The organism is Archangium sp. (assembly GCF_036277355.1).
GTDB lineage: Bacteria > Myxococcota > Myxococcia > Myxococcales > Myxococcaceae > Archangium.
Window position 1 is genome coordinate 1 of record NZ_DASUNC010000061.1, and the last position, 25,972, is coordinate 25,972.

Genomic DNA, 25,972 nt, shown 5'->3' on the forward strand with positions numbered 1-25,972 from the left:
CGCTCCGTTTCGCTGCTTCGCCTCGCCGCTTCTTCCTGGCGAGGGGCGCGGAATCTACTTCGCTTCCGCATCTCGTGTCAACTCGCTTCGTCGACTCTTTCTTCCACCTCACTGCGGCTTTCGCCGCTTCGAGGAGAGGCGGCTTCTACCACCGCCGCGTTGGGAGTCAACTTCGCTCGCCGACTTCGTATTTCGTCTTTCACTGCTTCGGACGGGGTCTCCATCGCCAGTGCGACTTCGCCTTTCCGTCCGAGGGGGCGCGGCTTCTATCGCCTCGCCCTGGATGGAGTCAACCGCTTGTTTCCGACGGTTGATTCCGCTCGCCGTCCGCTTTTTTCAGCGGCGCTGGCGAGCTTCCCCGTATCTATGACCGCCTTGTGGACATGTCAACTTCATCGACCCGTCCACTCTGGTCTGCCCGGCTGCCACAGATACCCGCTGGCACGGCGACGCTGACCTTCGGTCTTATTGCTGATCAAAAGAACAACCCCGCTTCGCTGTTGTGTCACCTGGGTGACACCGCGCCGTGGGGTGAGGCGGCTTATCCACCAACTGATCAGGCGGCGCAAGCTCTTTCACCTGCGCCTTCCCGTACGCCCGACCCGGACGGCCTGTCCCAGCGGTCACAGCGCCTTGCGGCCAGGCTCGCTCCAAATCATGGCGGTGTGGGGGAAACGGGCTTCTCCAACTTCAGCTTCGAGAGATCCACGCGCCCCCGCCGGCTGCGCTCGGCGATGACCACCGCGTGCAGGTCTCTATAGGCCCGCTCGAAGTCATCATTCACGATGATGTAGTCGTACGAGGCGACTCCCCGCTCGATCTCCGAGCGAGCAGCCAGCATCCGGCGGCGGATGGTCTCCTCCGCATCCGTCCCCCGATCGCGCAGCCGCCGCTCGAGCTCATCCATCGCGGGAGGAACGACGAAGACGAGCACCGTGTCGGGATGCTTGCGCTTGATCGCCAGCCCGCCCTGTACGTCGATGTCGAAGATGGCCACGCCCTTCCGGGCTCGCGCCTCGTCCACCACCGCCTGGGAGCTGCCGTAGAAGTGCCCGTAGACCTCGGCCCACTCGACGAACTCGCCCCGCTCGATCCGCTCCTGGAAGGCGGCGACGTCCACGAAGTGGTAGTCCACCCCGTCCTGCTCCCTTCCTCGAGGCTTCCGGGTGGTCACGCTGACCGAGAAGATGGCGTCCGGCAGCTCGGCGAGCAGGCGGCGCGCCAGGGTGGTCTTCCCCGTCCCCGACGGCGCGGAGAGGACGAGCAGTAGACCGGGCTGGAGGGGAGTGGGCTCGTTCATTCGACGTTCTGGACCTGTTCGCGGATACGCTCGACTTCTGCCTTCATCGACACCACGCGCGAGGAGATCTCCGCGTGCTGGCTCTTCGAGCCCGTGGTGTTCACCTCGCGGTGCATCTCCTGCACGAGGAAGTCCATGCGGCGGCCGGAGGGCTCGCTTCCCGCCATGAGCTGACGGAACTGCTCGAGGTGACTCGCCAGCCGCGTCATCTCCTCGGCGATGTCCGTCCGCTCGGCGAACACCGCCACCTCCTGGGCGAGCCGCTGCTCGTCCACGGAGATGCCTCGCGCCAGCTCGGCCACGCGCTCGGCCAGCCGCTGGCGGTACTCCTCCACCGACCTGGGCGCCAGTTGGGCCACTTCCTTGCTCCAACGCTCGATGAGCCCGAGCCGCGCCTCCAGGTCCGTACGGATGGCCTCGCCCTCCACCTGGCGCATCTGCTCCAGCGAGCCCAGGGCCTGGGCCAGCGCCTCCTGCACCGCCTGCGTGGCCGCCTCCACGTCCATCCCCCGCTCCTCCAGCCGCATCACCCCCGGCTGGTTGGCCACATGCGTCCAGGAGATCTCCGCCATCATCCCGAGCGCCTCGGCCACCTGGCGGTAGGCCCGCGCGTACTCCCGCGCCAGCCCCACGTCCACCACCGGCACCGTCCCGGCCGCCGTCGCCGTCTGCCTCTTGATGAAGACCTCCACCGAGCCGCGCGCGAGCCGGTCCTTCACCTGCTTCACCAGCGCAGCCTCCAGCGCCGCCAACTCCCGCGGCAGCCGGGCCTTCACCTCGCAGAACTTGTGGTTGAGCGAGCGCAGCTCGACGGAGAACTCCTCGTCGCGCACCCGCGCGTGCCCCGCTCCGAATCCAGTCATGCTCTTCAGCATTGGCGGCTTGCTAGGCGCTTCCGGCCAACAGGTCAAGCCACCTGCGCGAATCCTCTCTGCTATGGTCCGCCCCCCGATGGTCTGGCACAAGCGGCTCGAGTTGTGGGCGAAGCTGGCACTCGCTCTGGTGGCTTCCGCCCTCCTCTGGCGTCCCGGCCGGCGGCGGAAGCCCGGAACCCCCCTCCCCTCCCCCCGGCGCGTCCTCCTCGTCCGGATCGACAACCGCGTGGGAGAGGCCCTCCTCACCACCCCCCTCCTCTCGACCCTCAAGGCGGCCCCCCAGCCTCCCGAGGTCCATGTCCTCGTCCACTCCAAGGTCGCCCGCGTCCTCGCCGGCCACCCCGAGGCGGACCGCATCATCCCCTTCGACCGGCGGCTCCTCTGGCTCGGCGCACTCGCCCCCGGCATCCGCGCCCTCCGGCGCGAGCACTATGACGTCGTCGTCGACTGCTCCAACTGGTCCACCCCCTCCGTCACCTCCGCCCTCATCTCCCGCCTCGTGGGACCTCGTGCCCTCGTCATCGGCCCCCACCAGTGGCCCGTCCGGTATCTCCACTCGCTCTCCGTCCCCACTCGGGGAGATACCACCCGCGAGGTGCTTCAGCGCGTGCACCTGCTCTCGCCCCTCGTGACTGGCGCTCCCCGCGAGGCGATGTCCTTCCGCCCTCCCAACGTCAGCGACTCGTTCCGCTCCTGGCTCGACGCCGGCTCCGGTTCGCCCCGCGCCGTGGTCAACCCCGGGGGGAGACTGGGTTGGCGACGCATTCCTCCCGAGGCCTTCGCCGCCGCGGCCCGGGCGTTGATTGCCTCCGGGCGCACGCCCATCGTCACCTGGGGCCCCGGTGAGGAGGAGCTCGCCCGCTCCGTCGTCGACTCCGCCCCCGGCTCCCAGCTCGCCCCTGCTACCAACATCGACGAGCTCGCCGCCCTCATGCGCTCCGCCGGCCTCACCGTCTGCAACAACACCGGCCCCATGCACCTGTCCGTCGCCGTCAGCGCCCCGACCCTCGGGCTCTTCCTCCGCATGGACATGGCCCGCTGGGGTCACCCCCTCCCTCCCCACCGCATGGTCGACCTCACCCCCGTCGTCGACTCCGGGGGAGATCTGCCCGCTCGTGTCTTCGAGGTGGTGAGAGACTTCGCCGCGGGAGTCCCGGTCCGGACTTCAGCTTCCTGAGCTGAGTGGGCGGGACTCCTCGGGCAGTAGCACCGGGACTCCGTCTCGGATGGGGTACGCGCGGGAACAGGTGGCGCAGCACAGCCCGGCCACGGTGTCACTCCCGGGATGGGAACCCGGGGCACGGATACCCTCACCCCGTCCCTCTCCCGGGGGGAGAGGGGAAATCGTGAGCGGGCCCTTGCACCTCGGGCACGCCAGTGTCGCGAGCATCCAGTCGGGGAGATTCATTCCGATCCGCCCCTACTTCGTTCCTCGCTCCGCCTGCAGCCGCTGCGCGAGCTCGGTCGTGCTGTGATTCTTCGGATCCCCCGCCACCGCCACCCGCCCTCCGTAGGCCCTCACCTCGTCACCCTCGGGAATCGTGTCCGGCGTGTAGTCCGTCCCCTTCACGTGCACGTCCGGCTTCAACGCCCGGATGATGTTCCTCACGTTCGGCTCGTCGAACACGATCACCCGATCCGTACACGCCAGCGCCGCCACCATCTCCGCCCTCTCCCCCTCGGGGATGTGCGGCCGGCCCGGCCCCTTGTACGCCCTCGTCGAGGCGTCCGAATTCACCGCCACCACCAGGCAGTCCGCCAGCACCTTCGCCCCCTCCAGGTAGCGCACGTGCCCGACGTGGAGCAGATCGAACACCCCGTTGGCCAATGCCACCGTCTTCCCCTCCGCCCTCCAGCGCTCGCGCTGCTCCACCACCGCCGCCAGCCGCTGCACCTTGTCCAACGTCCTCACCGTGCACTCCTCAGCTCGCCCAACAGCTCGTCCCGCGCCACCGTCGCCGTCCCCGGCTTCTGCACCGCCAGCGCCCCCGCCACGTTCGCCAGTCTCGCCGCGTCTCCGAAGCTCCCTCCCGCCGCCAACCCGAGCGAAAAGGCCGCGATCACCGTGTCCCCGGCCCCCGTCACGTCCACCGCCTCCCTCGCCCCGTGCACCGGAATCACGTCCAGCCCGCCCTTCGCATCGAAGAGCGCCATCCCGTGCCGGCCCCTCGTCACCAACAGCGCCTGGCACTTCAGCTTCCGCACCACTTCGTGCCCCGCCTCCACCAGCTCCGCTTCCGTCCTCAACGGCCTGCCCACCAATGCGTGCAGCTCCGGCTCGTTGGGCTTGCACACCGTCACCCCGGTGAACGCCGACAGGCTGTAGCGGCTGTCCACGCACACCGGCAGCCCTTCCGCCGCCAGCTTGCGCAACGCCTCCCTCATCTCCTCCCCCACCACCCCCGCTCCATAGTCCGACACCACCACCGCGTCCGCGTCCTTCGCCGCCTCCTCCACCCTCTTCACCAACGCGCGTCTCAGCTTCGGCGGCAACGGACCCCGCTGCCCTCGATCCAGCCTCAACATCTGCTGCCGCGTCGTGTTCACCCCTCCCGCCAGGATGCGCGTCTTCGTCTCCGTCTCCACGCCCTTCGCACTCACCGCGCTCAGCTCGATCCCCGCCTCGGCGAACAGCTTCCGCAGCGCCCTCCCCATCTCGTCCGCGCCCAACAGCCCCACCGCCGTCACCTGACCCGACAGCGAGCGCACGTTCGCCGCCACGTTCGCCCCGCCTCCCAGCTTCACCTCCGAGGACTCGTGACGCACGATCAGCACCGGCGCCTCGCGGCTCACCCGGTCCGTCTGTCCGTAGATGTAGTGGTCCGCGACCAGGTCCCCCACCAGCAGCACCCTCCGGCGCGCGAAGGCCAATGCGTATTGGACCAGGGGGGGAGCAGTCACTCGGGCGGGCAGCACGGCAGCCATGGCGGCGCGTTGTCCCACAGCCACTCCCCGTCCACAAGCCGACCTTCTCCTACCCGAGCCCGAGCGCCCGCCGGAGGTGCGACTCCCCCTCGAGCACCTCCACTCCCAACCACACCGTCCACGTCTCGAAGCCCCCAGGCAGCCGCGCCCGATCCTTCTCCGTCGTCACCACCCGCGCGCCCAGGCCCGCCGCCCGGCTGCTCACCTCGCGGAGCTCCCGCTCGCTGAAGTGATGGTGGTCCGGAAAGAAGGCCGTGCCCCGGACGTCCGCGCCCAACTCGCCCAGCGTCCTCAGGAAGCCCCCCGGCCGGGCAAGCCCCGCCAACGCCAGCACCGGCTGTCCCGACAACGCTTCCACCGGGTGGAGCGCTCCCGCCGGATCCACCCAGGCCGTGGGCCGGTAGCGCGTCCTCACGCATGGCGCTGGGAGCGGTGGCAGCTCCGGCCCGGGCACCGCCGCGGCTCTCACCCAGAAGAGCGTCGCCCGGCGCAGGCCCGTGAGTGGCTCACGCAACGGGCCTCGCGGCAGCATCCGTCCGTTCCCGAAGCCCACCGCCTCGTCCACCACCACCACGTCCTCGTCCCTCGCCAACTTCCGGTGCTGGAAGCCGTCGTCGAGCAGCACCACCTCCAACCCGAACTCGTCCCTCGCCCGCCGCGCCAGCATCCGCCGATCCGCTCCCACCAGCACCCTCGCCTCCGGACACCGGCGCGCCAGCAGCAACGGCTCGTCCCCCGCCTCCTCCACCGAGGGCAACGGACCCGCTCCCGTGAAGCTCAGCGGCTCCTTCGAACTCCGCCCGTACCCTCGCGTCAGGATGCCCACCCTCCTGCCCTCCCGCACCAGCAGCTCCGCCAGGTACAGCACCGCCGGCGTCTTCCCCGTCCCTCCCACGTTCAGGTTGCCCACCGACACGACCCGCAGCCCCTCCACCCGCTCGCCCTTCAGCACTCCCGCGTCGTAGAGCGCTCCCCTCAGCCTCACCCCCGCCCCGTAGCCCCATGCCAGCACCTCCAGGGGCGCCAGTGCCGCCCTCCGGCTCCACGGCTCCGGCTTCTCCGGGTAGAAGACCCGCTCGATGGTCGTCGGTGCCTGTTGTCGTGGGGCGCCCTCGCTCACTTCTCCGCCCTCGCCTGCTCGTACAGCGCCAGCACGTCCGCGGCGATCCTCGCGTTGCTCGGGTGATCCACCAGCGCCCTCGCCCCAGACTCCGACGCCTCGGCCACTGCCTCCGGCGTCAGCTCCTCCACCAGCGCGTCCGCCAGCGCCGGCAGGTTCCCCTCGTCCACCGCCACCACCCGGACTCCACACGCCCTCGCCTGCGCCGCCGCCCTCGCGCTCCAGTCGTTCCCCAACCCCAACACCCAGACCTCGTCCAGCGCCCTCAGCCAGCGCACGAACGCCTCGCCCTTCTGGTACCCCGCGAACGTCACTTCCTTCTCCAGCCCCAACGTCCGCACCTGCTCACGCACCGGCTCCACCAGCCCTCCATCCCCCACCAACACCAGCCGCGCTCCCGCATTCTTCTGGCGCAGCCTCGCGAAGGCCTCCACCGCCAGCGCATGCCTCCTCGAGGCCTGGAACGTCGACACCATCCCCACCAGCGGCTCCCCCGTGAGTCCCAGCTCCCTGCGGAGTCCCTCGCGGTCCTCCGCCGGGCGGAACAGTGGATCCACCAGCGGCGGTAGCACTCGCACCCGCTTCCCCACCAGCTTCGTGATGAGCGACGACGACGGCACCGTGTACCCGTCCGCCGCCGGCAACGAGGCCCTCAGCGACCTCGGCGCGTGCACCGAGCGGATCAACACCGCGCCCCTCGGCCTTCCCCAACGCGCCACCAGGTGATCGTGCGTGAAGTGCGCGTGCACCACGTCCACGCGCATCCCCTTCAGCCTCCTCGCGTCTCCCCACACCTTCCACGGCGGAGACTTCACCGAGAGCTCCAGCCCTCCCTCGTCCAACAGCCCCAGCGCCGAGAATCTCGGCACCCCCGGTTCCTCCGAGGACACCTCCGTCCGCCGGCGATCCACCGCCACCGTCACCTCGTGCCCCGCCTCGCGCTGCGCCAACGCCAGCAACGCCACGTTCTCCGCGGGACCACTCCAGAACGGACTCGCGAGCAGGTGCAGGATTCTCATCGCAGGTGTTGCTCCTGGCTCGGGTGGGGGGACGGGCTCACGGCTCCAGTGGCCAGCACGGTGACGGGCACCCTCACCCCGTCCCTCTCCCGGAGGGCGAGGGGTGATTGGGCGCGGTAGGAGTCGTCTTCTCCAGGGCGCTCGCCATGTGCTCCACGTTGCGCTGGCTCGCTCCCGAAATCTGTCTCACCGTCGCCCTCGCCAGCTCCCCCAACGAACCCACCGTCTCCGGCTTCGCCAACAGCTCCGTCATCACCCGGTACAGCTGCTCCCCATCCTTCACCTGGATTCCTCCCCTCCCCACCAACACCTGCACGCTGTCCCGGAAGTTCTCCATGTGCGGCCCGAACAACACCGGCTTCCCCTGCCCCGCAGGCTCCAGGATGTTCTGCCCTCCCCTCGTCGTGAACGAACCCCCCACGAACACCAGCGTCGCCAGCCGGTACGCCCTCGACAGCTCCCCGATCGTGTCCAGCACCACCACCTGCCCTCCCTCCTCGTTCCCCTTCGAGCGCAACCCCACGCTCAACCCCGCCTCCTTCACCAACCCCACGATCCGCCCCGCCCTGTCGATGTACCTCGGCGCGATCACCAGCCTCAGGTCCGGGTGCCCCTCCAACAACCGCCGGTACACCTCCAGCAGGTGCTCCTCCTCCCCCTCGTGCGTGCTGCCCGCGATCCACACCCGCTCCCCCACCTTCAGCCCCAACGCGCTCCGCAGCGCCTCGTCCTCCTGCCCCTGATCCGCCACCGCCAACGCGTCGAACTTCGTGTTCCCCGTCACGAACACCCGCTCGCCCGGCGCCCCCAGCCCCAACACCCGCTCCGCCTCGTCCTCCCCCCTCATCAGGAACAGCTCCATGTCCTTCAGCGGGTTGCCGATCAGCCCGAAGAACAGCCGGTACTTCCCCTGCTGCGCCGGGGAGAACCGCCCGTTCGTCAGCACCACCCGCCCTCCCGCACGGCTCGCCGCCCGGATGAGGTTCGGCCAGATCTCCGTGTACTCGAGCACCAGCAGCTCCGGGCCAATCGCCTTCACCGCCCGCCGCGTCGCGCCCCACAGGTCGTACGGCGCGTACACCACCCCGTCCACCTGCTTCGCCAGACGCTCGCGCCCCATCATGTAGCCCGAGTTCGTCATCGTGGAGAGCACGATGCGGCACCCCGGAAAGCGCGCCCTCAACGGTCCGAACATCGGCGAGAGCGCTAGCAGATCCCCCGCGCTCGCCCCGTGCATCCAGATGGTCGGCCCCGGCCCTCGCGCCGGCAGCTCTCCCTCCGCGTAGAAGCCCAACCGCTGCCGCAGCCCGTGCCGCGTCTTGCGGTGCAGCGACAACACCGGGAACAGCACGGCGAACAGCACATAACTGGCGAGGACGTAGAGCAGTCGCATGGCACCGGGGGGGGCCTCGCCCCTCTACCAGATGCCGCCCCTCCCCACAGCACACATCCCCCCTGCGTCCAATCTCCTTGAAAACCTTGAAAGCTCAACCATTCTCGAAATGTATTAAAACAGGATAAACGGAATTTACCAGCAATCCTTGAAAGTGTCGGACCCATCAGGCACAGTGATTCCATCCTTGAGGCACAAGGATCAGGAGGCAGCACAGTGGCGAATCGCATCCGTGGAGTGATGGGAGTAGCGGCCCTGTCGTTGATGATGGGCGCCTGCACCGAGGGCAGCACCGCTGAGAACAACAAGCCCGGGGCGGTCCGGACGTTGGCGTCCGCGCTCGGCAACAATGTCGTGGACGCGGACAAGGACGGCGTGGCCCGTTTCATCACCGGTGACCTGGGCAGCCTGCCCGAGGTGGCCTCCCCCGAGGCGGCCCTCACCGCGGACCTGAGCCCCGTGCTCGCCAGCATCGCGCCCCAGTTCAAGCTGGACGCGGGCAACCTGACCCTCAAGCGCGCCTACACGGATCCGCAGGGTGACACCCACTACCGCTACGCGGTGAGCCACAACGGCCGCGCCGTCTACGGCGGCGAGCTGCTCCTGCACGCGCGCGGTGGGAAGATCATCGCGGCCAACACCAACGTGCGCGGTGACCTGGTGGGCCCGGCCAAGGCCACCGTCGCCCCCGAGGCCGCCCTCGCCGCCGCCGAGCAGGACCGCGAGGCGCCCCAGGCCTCCCGCATCGCCGGCTCGCCCGAGCTCTTCTACTTCCGCAATGGCGACAAGCTCGAGCTGGTCTACGAGGTCCGCCAGACCGGTGAGCAGGCCGATGGCACCCCGGTGGACGACTCGGTGCTGGTGAACGCGGTGGACGGCTCCGTGCTGCTGCGCATCCCGCACGTGCACACCGCCCTCAACCGCAAGCTGTACGACGGCAAGACGCTGTCCACCCTGCCCGGCACCCTGGCGCGCTCCGAGGGTGAGGCGCCCGTGGCCGACGCGGTCGTCAACACCAACTACGACCACCTGGGCACCGTCTACAACTGCTACCAGAGCCTGTACGGCCGTGACTCCATCAACAACGCGGGCGCCGCGCTCCTCAGCACCGTGCACCACCGCGTCAAGTACGTGAACGCCTTCTGGAACGGCACCCAGATGGTGTACGGCGACGGCGACAACGTCACCGCCTCCAACCTGGCCAACTCGCTGGACGTGACCGCCCACGAGCTGACCCACGCCGTGACGGACAACGAGTCGGACCTCATCTACTCGGGTGAGTCCGGCGGCCTCAACGAGTCCATGTCCGACATCTTCGGCGCCGTGTGCGAGTGGTACGGCGACGGCAAGGTCGTCAGCGCGCGCACCTGGCTCATCGGCGACGACGTGTGGACGCCGGCCACCCCGGGTGACGCCCTGCGCTACATGGCCAACCCCACCCAGGACGGCGTGTCGCTCGACTACTACCCGGACTACGCCTCGGGCGTGGACGTGCACTACAGCTCCGGTATCTCCAACCTGGCCTTCTACATGCTGAGCCAGGGCGGTACCCACCCGAAGGGCAAGACGACCCAGGCGGTGGCCGGCATCGGCATCGAGAAGGCCTCGCGCATCTTCTACAAGGCCAACGCCGACCTGATGACGCCGAGCACCACGTTCGAGCAGGCCAAGGTCGCCACCGAGCAGGCCGCCCAGCAGCTGGGCTACGACGCGGCCACCGTCACGTCCGTGTCCAACGCCTGGAAGGCCGTGGGCGTGGGCGTGCCCGTGCCTCCTCCGGTCAACACCCCGATCGAGAAGAACACCCCGGTCTCCAACATCTCCGGCGCCCGCGGCTCCAAGGCGTACTACAGCTTCCAGGTGCCCGAGGGTGCGTACGACCTGAACGTCAGCATCGCCGGTGGCACGGGCGACGCGGACCTGTACGTGCGCTACAACAACGCGCCCACCACCACCCAGTACGACTGCCGTCCCTACAAGTCCGGCAACGCCGAGAGCTGCGCCTTCGCCGCTCCGGCCCAGGGCACCTGGTACGTCATGCTCAACGGCTTCAGCGCCTACACCGGCGTGACGCTGACGGTCACCTGGAAGGGTGGCTACATCCCCGTGGAGCCCGGCGTGCAGCTCGACGGCCTCTCCGGCGTCGCTGGCTCCGACCAGGTGTACAAGGTCGTCATCCCCGCTCGCGCTGACGGCGGCCTGCGCAACATCCACGTCCGCATCTTCGGCGGCACCGGCAACGCCGACCTCTACGTGCAGCACGGCTCGGCGCCCAGCCTCTTCGAGTACGACTGCCGCGACGTGAAGGAGCACAACACCGAGAACTGCAACCTGAACAACTACCGCCCCGGCACCTACTACATCAAGCTCTTCGGAGCGAAGGGCGGCTACCAGAACCTCTCGCTGCGCGCCGACTTCAACTGAGTTGATCGCACGGTGACACGACGGCCGCTCCCGTTCTCACGGGGGCGGCCGTTTCACTTCGCGGGGCACGGTGGGGAGGACAGTGAGGAGAACGGAGACGGGCACCCTCACCCCGTCCCTCTCCCGGGGGAGAGGGGAAGTTGGGGACTGTGTCACTCCTCGGTGTCACTCCTCGGTGTCACTCCTCGGTGTCACTCCCGGGCTGCTGGCAGGACCTTCACCGGGCTCGGGGAGATCCAGGGGCGCCACTGTCTTCCGAAGAAGCGCCCCGGTGCTTCCACCCACGCGTCCACCTGCACCGCCCCTTCCTCCACTAGCTCCACCGACCTTCCGTCCGGTCTCAATCGCCCCGCCCCTCGGACCTCGACTCGCACCCGCTCCCCGGCTCCCGGTGGCAGGCGCACCGTCAAGACGTCCCCCACGTGGGCCTCCCGGCTCTCCGCCTTCAGGCCCTCCAGCGCGAAGCCCTCGGGCTCTCCGAGTGCCCGGAAGGCGCAGAGTGCTCCGCCCCCCGAGAGTCCCTTCACCACCTGGTCCGCCGCGGCCCGCGCGTCCTCGGGCAGCTTCCGCACGTCCGGCAGGTACATCGCCAACGCCCGGAAGACGTCCTCGTACCTCGGCAACCCGTGCGCGTCGTGCGAGCACAGCGCCACCCGCGGCTTCTCCCGCTCGAGCGCCAGCAGCTTCTCCATCGGCTCCGGGCCCGGCTCGGCCAGGAGCATCACCCCATGCACCGGATTGCCGAAGGACGCCCCCACCGCCGGCAGCAACCGGCTGAACGGGTGGCGCATCGCGTCCCGGAAGAACGTGTCCGCCGAGTAGAGCTCGAAGCCATCCGCCCGCCGCGCCGCCTCCTCGTGACGCCACGGATTGCGCTGCTGCACCGGATGCGCGAGCACGCTCACTCCGCCCGCCTTCTCCACCGCCGCCTCGGCTTCCCCTCCGTCCATCCCCTTCTGGAAGCCCTCCAGCGGGCGCCCCAGGCCCAACGCCACGAGGTGCCCATGCGCCGTGGACAGCTCCACGCCCGGCACCATCAACACCCCGTCCACGAAAGCGGGCTCCCGCGGCGCGACGTCGTTGTGGTCCGTGAGCACCACGAAGTGCAGGCCCGCCGCCTTCGCCGCAGCGGCCACCTCCTCCACCGTGCCCCGCCCATCCGAGCGCACCGTGTGCACGTGGAAGGCGCCTCGCACCCACCCCGGCCCGTCCGTCCCGGACGCCACCACCGGGTAGTCCACGTACGAGGCCGCCAGGGTGAAGAACCCCGCCACTCCCAGCAGCAACAGCACCAGCCCCAGCAGCGCCCGGAGCAGCTTGCCCACCACCACCGCAGGCTTCACGCCGCTCCCCGCTCCGGTGCCGCCGTCTGCAGCGCCCACAGCGCCGCGTAGCGGCCTCCCGCCTTCAGCAATTCCGCGTGGCTGCCCCGCTCCACCACCCGCCCCGCCTCCACCACGCAGATCATGTCCGCTTCCGCCACCGTCGACAGGCGATGGGCGATCACCAGCGCCGTACGCCCCGGCAGCACCGCCGCCAGCGCCGCCTGCACCTCGCGCTCGCTCTCCGGATCCAGGCTGCTCGTCGCCTCGTCCAGCACCAGCACCGGCGCCCTCGACAGTACCGCCCGCGCGATGCACAGCCGCTGCCTCTGACCTCCGCTCAGCTTCACCCCGCGCTCACCCACCCGCGTCTCGTAACCCTCGGGCAGCGCCCGGATGAAGCCGTCCGCGTTCGCCACCCGCGCCGCCGCCTCCACCTCCTCGCGCGTGGCGTCCGGCCTCGCGTACCGCAGGTTGTCCAGCACGCTGCCCGAGAAGAGCATCGGCTCCTGCGTCACCAGTGCGAACTTCGCCCGCACGCTCGCCGCCGTGTAGCCGTCCACGTCCACCCCGTCGAAATACAGGTGGCCCTCCTGGGGACGCTCGAAGCGCAGCAGCAGGCTGGTGAGCGTGCTCTTCCCTCCGCCGCTCGGCCCCACCAGCGCCACCACCTTGCCCACCGGCAGCTCCAGCGTCAGCCCGTCCAGCGCCCGCCGCTCCCCGTAGGCGAAGCGCACGCCCTCCACCCGGATGCCCTTCTTCGGCGCGGGAGCCTCCACCGCCCCTGGCACGTCCTCCACCGGGTGGCGCAAGTCCAACAGCGAGAAGAGCCGCTCACCCGCCGCGCCCGCCTGCATCGCGAACTGCGTCACCCGGCCCAGGTCCTTCACCGGCTGGTACACCAGCACCACCGCGGTGAGGAACGAGAGCAGCGACTCGGGCTCCATCGCGTGCGTGGCCGCCGCGTACGCCAGCGCTCCCGCCAACGCCGCGGCCGCCAGCACCTCCATGATTCCCGGCACTCCGCCTCGCGCCCACGCGGCCCGCACCAGCGCCTCCTCGTGCGCCCGCGCATGCTCCGAGAAGCGCGCCAGCTCCGCCGCCTGCCCGTTGAAGGCCTGGATGGTGCGCATGCCTCCCAGGCCCTCCTGCAACTGCCCCGCGAGGTGGCCCAGCTGCACCTGGCCCTCGCGCGTGCCCTTCAGCGCCTTGCGCGTCAGCTTCGAGGCCGGCAGCGCCGCCAGCGGCAGCACGCCCAGCATCAACCCACCCAGCAGCGGACTGATGGACAGCGCCACGCCCGCCAGCACGACAATCTGCAGCGAGTCCCGCAGGTACGAGCCCACGGTGTACATGGCCGCCATCTCCACCGCCTGCACGTCCGCGGAGAAGCGGCTGAGCAGATCTCCCATCCGCTCGCGCGCCAGCTGCGCGGGCGACAGCGAGGTGAGCCGGACGAACAACTCCCGCCGCAGGTCCGCCACCACCTTCTGGGCGAAGAGCCCCATGAAATAGAACTGCCCGAGGTACCCCACGCCCTTCACCACGCCCACCGTCAGCACCACCACCGGGAAGCCCCAGAGCACGGCCTCGCGCGGGAGGCTGGACAGCCATGGCACCGGCTGCGCGCCTCCAAAGCCCTCCGCGCCTCCCGACAGCAGGAAGCGCAGCGCCGGGCCCATCAGGTACGCGTACGCACCCGTGGCCAGCCCCAGCAGCGCCATGCACGCGAAGGCCGCCCCCAGCACCCCCACGTGCGGCCGGGCGTACCCCAGCAACCGCCTCAACGACGTCCACATCACGGAATCACCGGCCCACCTTGCGCAGCGCGGCCTTGGCGAGGTGCGCGTTGGGATTGAGCTCGAGCACCTTCAACAGCTTCTTGCGCGCCCCGGACGCGTCCTCCATCTCGCTGTCGATGATGGCCGAGATGATGAGCGCCCGCTCCAGGTACGGGTTGAGCGAGAGCGCCTTGCGCAGCACCTTCTGCGCCGCCTTCGCCCGGTCCTCCTTCGGCCCCGTGCCGGCCAGGAACGTGGCCCACGCCAGGTACGAGTAGTACTCGGGCTCCTGCGGGTTGAGCGTCACCGCCTCCTCGAAGTGGATGAGCGCCGAGCGGTACTGCTTGCGCTTCAGCGCCGCCTCCCCTCGCCGCAGGATGATCTCCGCGTCCACGTTCACCGTGGTGGAGCGGCCCACGTCCATGCGCGACATCAGGTACTGCAGGTACGCCTTGCGCTTCTCCTCCACCGACAGCACCCGGTACGCCGCCGACAGCTTCTCCTGCACCGACTCCAGCAGGTCCTTCATCTCCGAGGTGTCGAACTCGGCGTAGCTGTCCGGATGGAAGTGCGTGGCGAGCTCGTGGTAGGCGCGCTCCACCGCCTCGGTGTCCGCGGCGATGTCCAGCCCCAGGCAGCGGAAGTAGCTGCCGGTGATGATCTTCACCGCGCCGTCCCGCAAGCTCGTCTCCGTCTCCGGCGGCAGCGGCTTGCGCTTGCGCGGGGCGATGGACTCCGGCACCGCCACCACCTCGCCCGGGCCCGTCGCCACCGGCGTGGGCGAGAAGCTCACACAGCCCGCCACCTTGAGGAACCACAGCAGCGAGTACCCGCGCCGCAGATCTCCCCGCCCGTGCGCCAGCAGATCCCGCAACGGGATGCGCCCGTTCACCTGCATGGCGATCTTCAGATCGTCCGTGTTCAGCCCCAGCTCGGCCAGGTCCTTGCCGAACTCGGGCGTGCGCACCGGGTACTCCGACTGGTGCGCGCGCAGCGGAGCCGCCATCACCTTGAGCGGAATGGCACGCCGCGCCCCATCGAGGATCGGCGCCAGGGCCGGCGTCTCCACCGTGGCCACCTCGGCCTGGTACTCGTCACCCGGGTAGAAGGCGTAGCGGCCCTCGCGCATGCCGATGACCTGGGCCAACCGGTCCGTCGTGTAGTCGCGCAGCAGCTGCAGCAGGTCCTCTCCCGCCGCCTCCACCCCCGACTCCGCCAGCGCCGCGCCAATGCGCAGGCCCGAGCCCAGCGCCTGCACCACCCGCTCCGCCTGCGCCTCCGTCACCACCTGGCGCTGCAGCAGGTAGCTGGGCAGGGCGTCCTGCCGAGCGCTGGAGTCGTAGTTCACCGCGCCGCCCCGGGCGAAGAACACCCGCCGCGTCAGATCCCGGTACGCCACCACCAGCACGCCATCGCGCTGCATCCGGTGCAGCGACACCAGCAGTGCGGGCAGCGGGAAGCCCTTGAGATCGCCGCTGACCACCGCCGGACGCGAGAGCAGCGCCCGCACGCCCTTGAGGGGCGCCGCGGAATTCGCGGCCACGGTGGCCAGCGAGTGGAGCTTGCCCACCAGCTCGCCCGGCTTGAGAGGGTCCGCCACGTAGGCGTTCACCTTCAGGTCCAGCACCGAGGCCACCCCGCGCGCCCGGCCCAGGTGGCCCTTGTCGATGGCCACGATGGGCACTCGCGCGCCCTGGCTGTGGTTGCGGATGAGGTGGCCCACGTGCGACCCCTCCAGCCGCGGCAGGTCCACGGACACCACCACCATGTCCGGGTTGTCGGCGACGAAGTGCTCCATCGCCGAGCCGGGGTCACTCACCGCTCGCACGGTGTACCCGGCTTGAGACAACAACCCGGTCAGGTGCTCCAGAGTGGGCGGATGGCTCTCGGCCAGAAGAAGCGTCTTCAAGGGCCGCCGAGTGTACACATTCGGCCCGCTCGCATCAGGGGGAACCTTGCTCCCTCGCTCGCGCCTCCCTGCTTCCTCGTCCGGAAACCGCTTACCCGGTTGCCCAGGGAGAAGCCGGACGCTCCCGGAGTGAAAGAGTTCAGGGAGAGCACCTCGCGAACCGTCCATGTGCAGGAGTACGGGATCCTTGAAAGTGGTGCGGGGGCGTTCCCCCCCGTCGAGCCAGCAGGAGACCCGGGCGGGATTCCCCGCCGCGAGCCGCGTCTGCATGGAGCTGCCGTTGAACACGGACGGGACAGCCGTGCGGGAGGAGTGTAAGGACGCTTCCAGGGACCCATGATCGAGCTCCTCCTCCACAACCCGCTCCTGCTGCTGTTCGTCGTCGTCGGCATCGGCTACCCGCTGGGGCGCATCCGCGTGGCGGGCAGCTCGCTCGGCGTCGCCGCGGTGCTGTTCGTCGGCATCGGCATCGGCGCGCTGCACCCCGACCTCAAGCTGCCGGAGATCATCTACCTGCTCGGCCTGGTGCTCTTCGTCTACACCATCGGCCTGAGCAGCGGCCCGTCCTTCTTCCGCTCCTTCGGGCCGCGCGGGATGAAGTCCAACCTGCTCGTGCTGGGCATGCTGGCCCTGGGGCTCGGGCTCACGCTGGCCGCGCAGCGCCTGCTGGGGTTGCGGCCCACGCTCGCCGGAGGCCTGTTCGCGGGCTCGCTGACGAACACGCCCGCGCTCGCCGCCGAGCTCGAGTTCCTCAAGCTGCGCGCGCCCCACGACACGCAGGCCCTGGCGGATCCGGTGGTGGGCTACTCCATCTCCTATCCCCTGGGCGTCATCGGCGTGCTGCTGGCCATCGGCTTCACGCAGCGGCTGTGGAAGGTGGACTACCGGGCCGAGGCCGAGCGCACCCGCGAGCCCGGCGCCGCAAACCAGCCGCTCGAGACGCGGGTGGTGAAGGTCCTCCGCGCGACCGAGGAGCCCGTGGGCGTGCTCATGCAGCGCCTGGGTTGGGACGTGGTCTTCGGCCGGCACCAGCGCGGCGGCCAGTTGCACATCGCCGACCTCTCCACCCGGTTGCAGCCGGGGGACCTGGTCACGGTGGTGGGCCCCGCGCAGGAGCTGGACGAGGTCACCGCGGGGCTCGGCGAGGTGAGCCAGGAGCCGCTGGCGCATGACCGGAGCGTGCTCGACTACCGGCGCATCTTCGTCTCCAACCCGGAGGTGGTCGGACGGCGGCTGGCCGAGCTGGATCTCCCGGGGCGCTTCGGCGCGGTGGCCACCCGGCTGCGGCGCGGCGACGTGGACATGCTCGCCCAGGAGGACTCCGTGCTCGAGCCGGGCGATCGGCTCCGCGTGCTCACCCGGCGGGACAAGCTCGACGAGGTCAGCCATTTCCTCGGCGACTCGTACCGGGCCATCAGTGAGATCGACATCCTCAGCTTCAGCCTGGGGCTCGCCCTGGGGCTGCTGCTGGGCGCGGTGCCCATTCCCCTGCCCGGCGGCGTGGACCTGAAGCTGGGCTTCGCCGGTGGTCCGCTGGTGGTGGCGCTGGTGCTCGGCTGGCTGGGACGCACGGGCCGCTTCGTCTGGGGCCTGCCCTACAGCGCCAACCTCACCCTGCGGCAGGTGGGCCTGGTGATGTTCCTCGCCGGGGTGGGCACCCGCTCCGGCCATGCCTTCTTCTCCACGCTGACCCAGGGCGGAGGGCTCTCGCTGCTCGTCGCCGGTGGCCTCATCACCTTCACCGTCTCGCTGGCCACGCTCGTGCTCGGCCACAAGGTGCTCGGCATCCCCATGAGCGTGCTCACGGGCCTGCTCGGCGGCCTGCAGACCCAGCCCGCGGTGCTCGGCTTCGCGCTGGAGCAGACGAAGAACGACCTGCCCAACGTGGGCTATACCACCGTCTACCCGCTGGCCACGGTGTCGAAGATCATCCTCGCCCAGGTGCTGCTGGCCATGCTGCTGTGAGCCTCATCCCCAGCGGATGTCGTACTCGCTGTCGAGCGCGGACGTCTGGCGGCCCAGCACCTTCGGCCGGAGCACCTTCGTCTTCTCGAGCAGTTCCAGCAGCACGCCCTCGTGGAACGGATAGGGGATGAAGGTGTGCCTCACCGCGAAGCGGGCGTGCGCCGGAGCCACCCACGACAGCTCGTACATGCCGAAGCTCAACGCGATCCGGTACACCACGGGGAGGCAGTCCAGCAGGCGCCGTGCATCGCTCCCGTGCATCACCCCCACGGCCCTGCCCGCCGAGGACTCCCGGAAGTCCGCCGCCGCCCTCCGGCCGATGCGCCGCAGCGACTCCTCGATGTCCCCGTACTTCGCCGCCAGCAAGTGCACCGCGGTGGCGACCATCCGGAGATAGGTGGCGATGGGGTAGTTGAAGAGCTCCACGAAGGTCGTCTCGCCACTGGCCTGCAGACAGCGCCGCGCCGCCTCCGCGCCCCCCAGGTCCTCCATCGCCTTCAACAGGCCGATGCAGAACACGCCGCGCGCGGTGTCGGCCGGAGTCGCCAGGGAGATCCGCCGTGCGAAGTCACGCTCCCAGTGCTCCCGGGAGAAACGCGGTACGTCCACCTGGACCTCCTGGTTCATGTGTCGTCCCCCATGTGAGCAGCCGGCCGAGGTTTCCATGCACCCGTCACGAAGTCATGAAGCACCGATAAGCAAATCTTCAGGGATGCGACAGGGATTCCCGCTCAGAGCATGAGGAACATCAGCTCCTCGTCGACGTACGTGTCACCGATGCGCAACGCGCGCTTCTCCACACCGTAGGACTGGAAACCCAGGGCGCGGTAGAGGGCGCGCGCCGGAGCGTTGTCCACCATCACCTCGAGGTGGAGCTGCTCGACGCCCCCCATCTTCCTGCCGGCGTCGATCGCCGCCTCGAGCAGGCGCCTGCCGATGCCTCGGGACTGGTACTCGGGCGCGACGTACATGCCCCAGATACGGGCCTTGTGGGACGCCTTGCGGAAGGAGTCGCGCCGCAGCCCCGTCATGCCCACCAGCTTGTCGTCCACGAAGGCGCCGAGCACGAGGTTCGTCGAGGGAGACTGGCTGTCGAGCCGGGCCCGCACCACGTCGAGGGGGACGTTCTCCTCTTCCTCGGGGGAGGAGGCGAAGCAGCCGGGGTGCTCCCGCAGCGCCCGGAGCCGGAGGGACCAGAAGGGCGCCGCCTCCGCGGGGAGCAGCGTCCGGATGATCGGTTCGGTGGGAGGAGCCATACCGGGAGCCTGATGCGTCCGGGGGTGTGCCGTCTACTCCGGCGCGACCCCGCGCGACCCCGCGCGACGTCTGGGTGACTGGAGCATCCGAGCGGGGCCCCCGACTCCGGAGCCGCCCATGCCCTCCCCTTCCGCCTCGCGCACGAGCCTGACCCTCCTGTTGCTCCTCTGTACGTCCTTCGCGGCCCAGGCGGCGGAGGCCACCCCCGAGGCCTTCCTGGCCACGCACGACACGGAGGCGGTGAAGCTGAACCAGACGGCCATGGGCGTGCTGCTGGGTTGGGCAGTACTGAACATGGGGGCTGGGACGGCGGGACACTTCACCACCGAGGGCGAGCGGAAGGCCTTCTGGCAGGCCAACGCGGCCTGGAACGTGGTGAACCTGGCCATCGGGGGCTTCGGCCTGTACGGGCAGCTCACCGCCAGGCCGGAGACGTGGGACCTGGCGCGCAGCCTCGCCGAGGGGCAGAAGATGGAGAAGCTGCTGCTGCTCAACGCGGGCCTGGACGTGGGCTACGTGGCCTTCGGGGGCTTCCTGCTGGAGCGCGGGCTGCGCACGGACTCGGCGCAGTTGCGCGGATGGGGCAGGAGCCTGCTGCTGCAGGGCGGCTTCCTGCTCCTCTTCGACGCGGTGCTGTGGGGGCTCAACTGGCACCTGAACTCGCAGCTCACGGCGCGGCTGGTGCCCGCCCCGAGCGGCGTGGGACTCCTGCTGACGTGGCCTTGAGCGGCGCTTCGGCTAGGATGCGCGCCGCTTCTCATGTCCACCGCCCCCCAGATTCTCGTCGTGGCCGGCGAGGCGTCCGGTGACGCCCACGCCTCCGAGCTCGTCGCCGCCCTCAAGGCCCGCCGTCCGGACCTCACCTTCTTCGGCATGGGAGGCTCGCGTCTGGCCGCCCAGGGCGTGGAGCTGCTCTACGGTGCCCACGAGGTCAACGTCATGGGCATCACCGAGGTGCTGCCCAAGATTCCCCGCATCCTCCAGGTCATGGGCGGGCTGGCCCAGGCCGCCGCCGAGCGCCGCCCCGTCTGCGCCATCCTCGTGGACATCCCCGACTTCAACCTCCGGCTCGCCGCCCGCCTCAAGAAGCTCGGCATCCCCGTGGCCTACTACGTCTCGCCGATGATCTGGGCCTGGCGCCGCGGCCGGGTGAAGACGATCGCCAAGCTCGTGGACCGGATGCTCTGCATCCTCCCCTTCGAGGAGGACTTCTACCGGGAGGCCGGTGTCTCCGCTCGCTACGTGGGCAGCCCCGTGGTCGAGCAGGTGCCCTCCCCCGCCAGTGCCTCCTCCTTCCGCCAGAAGCTCGGCCTGCCCGTGGAGACGCCCACCCTCGCCCTGCTGCCGGGCAGCCGCATGAGCGAGATCCGCCGCATCCTCCCCAGCATGGTGGGCGCGGCGAAGCAACTCGTGGCCGAGCGTCCCGGACTCCAGGTCGTCGTGCCGGTGGCCCCCACCATTCCGCGCGAGGAGATCCTCTCCCGCTTCCAGGGCAGTGGCGTGCAGCCGGTGCTGGTGGAGGGCCGGGCCCCCGAGGTGGTGGGCGCCAGCGACGCGGCCATCGTCGCCTCGGGCACCGCGGCCCTGGAGGCCGGGCTCATGCAGCGGCCCATGGTGGTGGTGTACCGCGTCTCGCTCGTCACCTACCTCGTGGGCCGGATGATGCTGAAGGTGGCGCACGTGGCGCTCGTCAACCTGCTCGCCGGCCGCCGGGTGGTGCCCGAGCTGCTCCAGGGCGACATGACTCCCGAGCGCATCGCCAGCGAAATCCGCCGCTTGTGGGTGCCAGGCACACCACGCGAGGAGATGCTCCAGGGGCTGGAGGAGGTGCGCACGCGGCTCGGACAGCACGGGGCCGCCGCCCGCGCCGCCGAGTCGGTGATGGAGCTGCTCCCCCCGGCCCAAAAAGTCTAGGGGCGGACACCGCGCCGCTCTGCTATGTCCCGCCGCGCGATGAATCCAGCCCTGGTCTGCATCCCCACCTACAACGAGCGGGACAACCTCGAGCCCATCACCCGCGCGGTGCTCGCGGCCGATCCGCGTGTGGACATCCTCGTCGTCGACGACAACTCCCCGGATGGGACGGGGAAGCTCGCGGACGAGCTGGCGGCGAAGGAGCCGCGCATCCGCGTCCTGCATCGCGAGAAGAAGCAGGGCCTGGGGCGCGCCTACCTCCATGCCTTCCGCGTCGCGCTCGAGGCGGGCTACCAATACATCATCGAGATGGACGCGGACTTCAGCCATGACCCGCGCTATCTGCCCACCATGCTGGACATGGCGCAGGGGGGCGCGGACCTGGTGCTGGGCTCGCGCTACGTGAGCGGCGGCGGCACCGTCAACTGGGGCACCGGCCGGAAGATCATCAGCCGGGGTGGCTCGCTCTACGCGCGCACCATCCTCGGCGTGGACGTGAGGGACCTGACCGGCGGCTTCAAGTGCTTCAACCGCCGGGTGCTCGAGGGCATCGAGTTGGATCAGGTGCAGAGCACCGGCTACGCCTTCCAGATCGAGCTCACCTACCGCACCCTCAAGAAGGGCTTCACGGTGAGGGAGACGCCCATCATCTTCGAGGACCGCCGCGTCGGTCAGTCCAAGATGAGCCGGAAGATCTTCCTCGAGGCCCTCACGATGGTGTGGAAGCTGCGCCTCACGGTGTAGAGGGGCGCATGCTTTCCGAGCAGCTCTCCCTGTTCCTCGTGTCGCTCCCGGCGGTCCTCTTCGTGGTGGACCCGATCGGGGTGGTGCCCATCTTCCTGGCGATGACGTCGGGGGACTCGGAGGAGAAGATCCGCCGCACCGCGCGGCGCGCCTGTCTCGTGGCGTGCTCGCTGCTGATGTTCTTCGCCGTCTTCGGCGGGCTCATCTTCAAGGTGTTCGGCATCTCGCTGGGCGCCTTCCGGGTGGCCGGCGGCATCCTGCTGCTCATCACCGCGCTGGACATGCTGCGGGCGCGGCCCTCGGAGACGCGCACCACCCCGTCCGAGCGGGAGGAAGGTGAGTCCAAGGAGGACGTGGCGCTGGTGCCGCTGGCGATGCCGCTGCTGGCGGGGCCGGGCGCCATCGCCACCGCCATGGTGCTGATGGCCAAGGGCGGCGACAACCTGCTGTCCGCCGTGCCCGTGCTGGTGGCCATCGTGCTCACCTTCGTGACGAGCTACTTCGTGCTGCGCGCCGCCGGCTTCGTGCAGCGCGTGCTCAAGCAGTCCGGCGTGGCCATCCTCGAGCGCGTGATGGGCCTCATCCTCGCCGCCATCGCGGTGCAGTTCATTGCGGACGGCGGGAAGGACCTGCTCCGGTAGGCACGGGAGCAGGCCCGGACGGCTCAGATGCTGGAGGACACCCAGGCGCCGCCTTCGCTCTTCATCACCGCGCCCTTGGCCTCGCCGCCCAGCGACAGCTCGTCCGGGGCCGCGCGCTGCGCGTCGTAGATGTAGCCGCCCACGCGGGGCTGGAGGTAGAGCACCACCGCGTCCGTGGTGATGTTCTGCACCACCTTGTAGTTGGGACCGCCGCACGTGGGCTCGTCGCCCGCGAAGAGCCGCTCCAGCATGGCCTCCTCGGGCCGGCGCACGAAGACGAGCACCTGCGAGGGACCGTCGCGCCCGTCCGCCGCCAGTCCGGCCAGCAGCTCCTGGGGCGCCTGCTCGCGCATCAGCGTCTGGACCAGCTCGCACTTGGCGGCCTCCTCGTCCGGACGGATGAGGGAGGCTTTGGAGCGCATGCAGCCGGTGGCGGCGAGGGCGAGCAGAGCGGGCAGCACGAGTCGCTTCATCCGTCGGTTCTCCTTGGAGGTGCATCTCGAGGGTGCATCACAGCTTCCGCCACTGCGGCGGGAAGGGGGTGGAGGCCAGGGCCGGAGGCTCGATGGCCAGGATGTATTCGGCGCGCCGGTTGGCGGCCTCGTCCGTCTCGTCCTGCGTGGGCACGCGCGGGGACTGCTCGCCGAAGCCCTCGTAGAAGATGGGCAGCTTCAGGCCCCGCTTGCGCAGGTACGCGGCGATGCTCCGGGCCCGCTCGAGCGACAGCTTCCGGTTGGAGTCCGTGTCCCCCACCGTGTCCGTGTGCCCGAGGATGTAGAGGCGCAGCTCCGCGAAGCGGCCGTAGCGTGTCACCGCGTCGGCGATGAGCGTGTGGCTGGCGTCCAGCTTCCGCCGCTCCGCCGCCGGCACGTCCGCCTTGCCCGAGGCGAAGTTGATCTCCTCATGCGGGATGTCCACCCGCCACGGGAAGAGCTCCACGGACGTGTAGAACTCCGAGGTGTCGAAGGCCTTGAGCGAGATGCGCAGCACCTTTCCCTCCGCCTCCGGCCACGTCACCTCCAGCGGCCTGCCCGCGGGCGCGCCGTCGAAGGGAAGCTCGCCATCGAAGGCCGTCTTGCCGGTGTCCATCAGCACCGTCACCTGCGCGCGCGCCGCGGGCCGCGACAACGTGAAGCGCAGCTTGCGCCCCGGTACGTCCACGTCCTCCGGCACCACCGTCAGCTTCAGCGGCCCCAGCAGCTCAGTGTCGAAGGACAACGGAATCGAGGCCTCCTCGGCGTCCGGGAAGCGCACCACGAGCTCTCCCTCGTAGTGGAAGCGGCCCTCGGGCTGCTCCAGCGGAAGGGCTCGCGTCACGCCCGGCTTGCCTCCGCCCTTCACCCTCACCTGCTGCCCGTCACCGCGCTCGAGCTTCAACTCGAAGCCAGCGATGGGCTCCTCGATGTGCACCCGCAGCTCCGGCATCCCCTTGCCCACCGCGGCCTGGGGCTGGAGCGACACGCGCACCGCGTCCGCGAGCGCGCACAGGGGAGTCAGGGTGAGGCACAACAGCAGGAGACGGGCGTTCATGCGGGGTGGCGACCTCCGGGACAAGGCCAACCCTGGCCGGTGCGCGTGGCTCGTTGCAACGCGGACCCGGGTGGGAGCCCGGAGTAGTGTCCGGAACAGGCCCTTGGGCGGCGAGCATTCCACACAGGGGTGTGAATTGACGACCCTCACCCCAGCCCTCTCCCAGAGGGAGAGGGAGCATGCACGGGGAGGAGCCAGGGGAGCGTGGCACCCTCACCCCGTCCCTCTCCCGGGGGGAGAGGGGAAATGCTCGACTCAAGGGACTCCGATAAGAGTGATGCCCGCCTTGTCCGCTCCCCGGAAGAGCTCCGGCGCGTCCAACAGCACCGTCTTGCCCGCTTCCAGGGCCAGCACCTTCGCCCCCACCTCCTGCATGACCTCCAACGTGCGCGGGCCCACCGCCGGGAGATCGAACCGCAGGTCCTGCCCCGGCTTGCAGCGCTTCACCACCACCCCGCCCGCGCCACCGTACTTGCCGCCCCGGCGGATGGCCTCGTCCGTACCCTCCACCGCCTCCAGCGCCAGCACGTGCCCGTTGTGCACCACCACCGTCTGGCCCACGTCCGCCTGGCCGAGCAGCGTGGCCACCTCCCGCCCCAGCGTCACGTCCTTCTCCTGCGCCGCGTTCAGCCGTGGCCCCGCCAGGTGGCCCTCGGGGCACAACGCCTGCGCCAGCCAGTCCGTGGGCGCCACGATGGTGATGCCGTGCGACTCGAAGTAGTCCGCCACCGCGCGCAGCAGGGCGTCATCCCGGAAGCTGCGCAGGCGAGAGATGATGCGCACCGCGCCCAGGTCCGGCCGGGCCTCCGTCAACGCCCTCACCCGGCCGATGCCCCCGGCCATCGCCGCCCGCTTCACCCCTCCCTTGCGGAAGGCGCGGACGATCCGGTCCAACTGACCCAGCTTCACCCACGTCAGCTCGGCGACCTCCCCCTCGAGCGAGGGATCCGCCTCGCCCCGGTGGGCCACCGCCACGACCTCCAGCCCCTGCTCCCGGGCGGCGCTCGCGAACAGGAAGGGCAACCGGCCGTTGCCCGCGATGAGGCCGATGCGCTCCACGTCAGCGCGTCAGCCCGCGCTTGCTCTGGCTGACGAAGTCCACCAGGTAGTCGATCTCCGGCTGGCCGCCCATCTCCGCCTTCAATTGGGCCAACGCCTCCGCCAGCTGCAGCTTCGAGCGGAAGAGGATCTTGTAGGCCTCCTTGATGCGGCCGATCTGCTCCTCGCTGAAGCCGTGCCGCTGCAGGCCCACCACGTTGAGGCCGGCCAGCTCCGCCCGGTCTCCCTGCGCCGTGCAGTACGGAGCCACGTCCATCACCACCATGGAGCCGCCCGCGATGAACGCGTGCTTGCCCAGCCGGGTGAACTGGTGCACCGCGGACAGGCCTCCGAGGATGACGGCGTCCTCCAGCACCACATGGCCGGCGAGCGCCACGCTGTTGGCGATGATGCAGCCATTGCCCACCACGCAGTCGTGGGCCACGTGGCTGTAGGCCATGAAGAGATTGTTGTGGCCCACCCGCGTCACCCCGCCCCCACCGGCCGTGCCGATGTTGAGCGTGGTGGACTCCCTCAGGGTGTTGCCGTCCCCGATGATGAGCTGGGTGTCCTCGCCCGCGTACTTCAAGTCCTGCGGGGCCCCGCCCACCGCGGCGAACGGGAAGATGCGGTTGCGCGCGCCAATCGTCGTGCGTCCCTCGATGACGACGTGGGGACCCACCCGCGATCCCTCGCCGATCGTCACCTTCTCGCCGATGACGGAATAGGGACCCACCTCCACCGTCTCGTGGAGGCGAGCACCGGGGTGGACCACCGCAGTGGGGTGAACCTGCGCCATGGTGTCTCCTCCTTAC

24 protein-coding genes are annotated in these 25,972 nt (G+C 69.9%); 7 read left to right on the forward strand and 17 right to left on the reverse strand.

The features are described 5' to 3' along the window. Positions 1 to 655: 655 nt before the first annotated feature. Complete coding sequence (gmk, locus tag VFZ09_RS15495; RefSeq protein ID WP_329728349.1) at positions 656 to 1,300, reverse strand: guanylate kinase; 645 nt, start codon at positions 1,298 to 1,300, stop codon at positions 656 to 658. Continuing rightward, positions 1,297 to 2,175, reverse strand: coding sequence for a YicC/YloC family endoribonuclease (locus VFZ09_RS15500; RefSeq protein WP_329728350.1), 879 nt, complete (start codon positions 2,173 to 2,175; stop codon positions 1,297 to 1,299). Before VFZ09_RS15500 ends, gmk begins: the two co-directional genes overlap by 4 nt. A 76-nt stretch (positions 2,176 to 2,251) precedes the next feature. On the opposite strand from VFZ09_RS15500, the gene VFZ09_RS15505 reads away from it, so the two are divergent. After that, positions 2,252 to 3,352, forward strand: a complete 1,101-nt coding sequence (locus VFZ09_RS15505) for a glycosyltransferase family 9 protein (RefSeq protein ID WP_329728351.1) — start codon at positions 2,252 to 2,254, stop codon at positions 3,350 to 3,352. On the opposite strand, the gene VFZ09_RS51565 is transcribed toward VFZ09_RS15505, so the two are convergent. From VFZ09_RS51565 to VFZ09_RS15530, 6 genes are all read right to left on the reverse strand, one after another. Then, positions 3,341 to 3,565 carry a Trm112 family protein gene (locus tag VFZ09_RS51565; protein ID WP_414640707.1) on the reverse strand — a complete coding sequence of 75 codons (225 nt, stop codon included), beginning with the start codon at positions 3,563 to 3,565 and terminating at the stop codon, positions 3,341 to 3,343. The genes VFZ09_RS15505 and VFZ09_RS51565 overlap by 12 nt on opposite strands. Before the next feature lie 30 nt (positions 3,566 to 3,595). Then, positions 3,596 to 4,087 carry an adenylyltransferase/cytidyltransferase family protein gene (locus VFZ09_RS15510; RefSeq protein ID WP_329728352.1) on the reverse strand — a complete coding sequence of 164 codons (492 nt, stop codon included), beginning with the start codon at positions 4,085 to 4,087 and terminating at the stop codon, positions 3,596 to 3,598. After that, positions 4,084 to 5,100: a bifunctional ADP-heptose synthase gene (locus tag VFZ09_RS15515; RefSeq protein WP_329728353.1), complete on the reverse strand. Its 1,017-nt coding sequence runs from the start codon at positions 5,098 to 5,100 to the stop codon at positions 4,084 to 4,086. Before VFZ09_RS15515 ends, VFZ09_RS15510 begins: the two co-directional genes overlap by 4 nt. A gap of 49 nt (positions 5,101 to 5,149) precedes the next feature. After that, positions 5,150 to 6,220 carry a tetraacyldisaccharide 4'-kinase gene (gene lpxK, locus VFZ09_RS15520; protein ID WP_329728354.1) on the reverse strand — a complete coding sequence of 357 codons (1,071 nt, stop codon included), beginning with the start codon at positions 6,218 to 6,220 and terminating at the stop codon, positions 5,150 to 5,152. Beyond that, positions 6,217 to 7,239 (reverse strand): glycosyltransferase, encoded by a 1,023-nt coding sequence (locus VFZ09_RS15525; RefSeq protein ID WP_329728355.1) that lies wholly within the window; start codon positions 7,237 to 7,239, stop codon positions 6,217 to 6,219. Before VFZ09_RS15525 ends, lpxK begins: the two co-directional genes overlap by 4 nt. Positions 7,240 to 7,312: 73 nt before the next feature. Further along, on the reverse strand, positions 7,313 to 8,632 hold the full coding sequence (locus VFZ09_RS15530; protein WP_329728356.1) for a 3-deoxy-D-manno-octulosonic acid transferase: 1,320 nt from the start codon (positions 8,630 to 8,632) through the stop codon (positions 7,313 to 7,315). Positions 8,633 to 8,848: 216 nt separating this feature from the next. Here VFZ09_RS15530 and VFZ09_RS15535 point away from each other — a divergent pair, with 216 nt between their 5' ends. Next, the gene (locus VFZ09_RS15535) at positions 8,849 to 11,056 is read left to right on the forward strand and encodes a M4 family metallopeptidase (RefSeq protein ID WP_329728357.1); all 2,208 of its coding nucleotides are present in this window, start codon (positions 8,849 to 8,851) and stop codon (positions 11,054 to 11,056) included. 191 nt (positions 11,057 to 11,247) lie between these two features. Here the strand turns inward: VFZ09_RS15535 and VFZ09_RS15540 are convergent, their stop codons facing one another. From VFZ09_RS15540 to VFZ09_RS15550, 3 genes are read right to left on the reverse strand one after another with little or no spacing between them, the layout of a single operon-like run. Further along, the gene (locus tag VFZ09_RS15540; protein ID WP_329728358.1) at positions 11,248 to 12,399 is read right to left on the reverse strand and encodes a CehA/McbA family metallohydrolase; all 1,152 of its coding nucleotides are present in this window, start codon (positions 12,397 to 12,399) and stop codon (positions 11,248 to 11,250) included. After that, positions 12,396 to 14,177 (reverse strand): ABC transporter ATP-binding protein, encoded by a 1,782-nt coding sequence (locus VFZ09_RS15545; protein ID WP_329728440.1) that lies wholly within the window; start codon positions 14,175 to 14,177, stop codon positions 12,396 to 12,398. Before VFZ09_RS15545 ends, VFZ09_RS15540 begins: the two co-directional genes overlap by 4 nt. 7 nt (positions 14,178 to 14,184) lie before the next feature. Continuing rightward, the gene (locus VFZ09_RS15550) at positions 14,185 to 16,068 is read right to left on the reverse strand and encodes a DUF4388 domain-containing protein (RefSeq protein ID WP_329728359.1); all 1,884 of its coding nucleotides are present in this window, start codon (positions 16,066 to 16,068) and stop codon (positions 14,185 to 14,187) included. Between the two features lie 336 nt (positions 16,069 to 16,404). On the opposite strand from VFZ09_RS15550, the gene VFZ09_RS15555 reads away from it, so the two are divergent. After that, a complete protein-coding gene (locus tag VFZ09_RS15555; RefSeq protein ID WP_329728360.1) occupies positions 16,405 to 18,033 on the forward strand; it encodes an aspartate:alanine exchanger family transporter in 1,629 nt (542 codons plus the stop codon). Between the two features lie 3 nt (positions 18,034 to 18,036). Here VFZ09_RS15555 and VFZ09_RS15560 read toward each other — a convergent pair whose 3' ends face one another. Together VFZ09_RS15560 and VFZ09_RS15565 are read right to left on the reverse strand one after the other, a co-directional pair. Continuing rightward, the gene (locus VFZ09_RS15560; RefSeq protein ID WP_329728361.1) at positions 18,037 to 18,660 is read right to left on the reverse strand and encodes a TIGR02265 family protein; all 624 of its coding nucleotides are present in this window, start codon (positions 18,658 to 18,660) and stop codon (positions 18,037 to 18,039) included. Between the two features lie 104 nt (positions 18,661 to 18,764). After that, the gene (locus VFZ09_RS15565) at positions 18,765 to 19,289 is read right to left on the reverse strand and encodes a GNAT family N-acetyltransferase (protein ID WP_329728362.1); all 525 of its coding nucleotides are present in this window, start codon (positions 19,287 to 19,289) and stop codon (positions 18,765 to 18,767) included. Positions 19,290 to 19,407: 118 nt separating this feature from the next. Here VFZ09_RS15565 and VFZ09_RS15570 point away from each other — a divergent pair, with 118 nt between their 5' ends. The 4 genes from VFZ09_RS15570 to VFZ09_RS15585 are packed head-to-tail and all read left to right on the forward strand — an operon-like array spanning position 19,408 to position 22,589. Continuing rightward, positions 19,408 to 20,016: a DUF6992 family protein gene (locus tag VFZ09_RS15570; protein ID WP_329728363.1), complete on the forward strand. Its 609-nt coding sequence runs from the start codon at positions 19,408 to 19,410 to the stop codon at positions 20,014 to 20,016. Positions 20,017 to 20,049: 33 nt separating this feature from the next. Next, complete coding sequence (gene lpxB, locus VFZ09_RS15575) at positions 20,050 to 21,204, forward strand: lipid-A-disaccharide synthase (protein WP_329728364.1); 1,155 nt, start codon at positions 20,050 to 20,052, stop codon at positions 21,202 to 21,204. A 39-nt stretch (positions 21,205 to 21,243) separates the two neighbouring features. Beyond that, positions 21,244 to 21,948, forward strand: coding sequence for a polyprenol monophosphomannose synthase (locus tag VFZ09_RS15580; RefSeq protein ID WP_329728365.1), 705 nt, complete (start codon positions 21,244 to 21,246; stop codon positions 21,946 to 21,948). A gap of 8 nt (positions 21,949 to 21,956) precedes the next feature. Further along, on the forward strand, positions 21,957 to 22,589 hold the full coding sequence (locus VFZ09_RS15585) for a MarC family protein (protein ID WP_329728366.1): 633 nt from the start codon (positions 21,957 to 21,959) through the stop codon (positions 22,587 to 22,589). Between the two features lie 23 nt (positions 22,590 to 22,612). Here the strand turns inward: VFZ09_RS15585 and VFZ09_RS15590 are convergent, their stop codons facing one another. From VFZ09_RS15590 to lpxA, 4 genes are all read right to left on the reverse strand, one after another. Further along, positions 22,613 to 23,062 carry a hypothetical protein gene (locus VFZ09_RS15590; RefSeq protein ID WP_329728367.1) on the reverse strand — a complete coding sequence of 150 codons (450 nt, stop codon included), beginning with the start codon at positions 23,060 to 23,062 and terminating at the stop codon, positions 22,613 to 22,615. Positions 23,063 to 23,099: 37 nt separating this feature from the next. Beyond that, the gene (locus VFZ09_RS15595) at positions 23,100 to 24,119 is read right to left on the reverse strand and encodes an OmpA family protein (protein ID WP_329728368.1); all 1,020 of its coding nucleotides are present in this window, start codon (positions 24,117 to 24,119) and stop codon (positions 23,100 to 23,102) included. Positions 24,120 to 24,374: 255 nt separating this feature from the next. Further along, positions 24,375 to 25,178, reverse strand: a complete 804-nt coding sequence (locus VFZ09_RS15600) for an LpxI family protein (RefSeq protein ID WP_329728369.1) — start codon at positions 25,176 to 25,178, stop codon at positions 24,375 to 24,377. A 1-nt stretch (position 25,179) separates the two neighbouring features. Further along, positions 25,180 to 25,956, reverse strand: a complete 777-nt coding sequence (gene lpxA / locus VFZ09_RS15605) for an acyl-ACP--UDP-N-acetylglucosamine O-acyltransferase (RefSeq protein WP_329728370.1) — start codon at positions 25,954 to 25,956, stop codon at positions 25,180 to 25,182. Positions 25,957 to 25,972 lie beyond the last annotated feature (16 nt).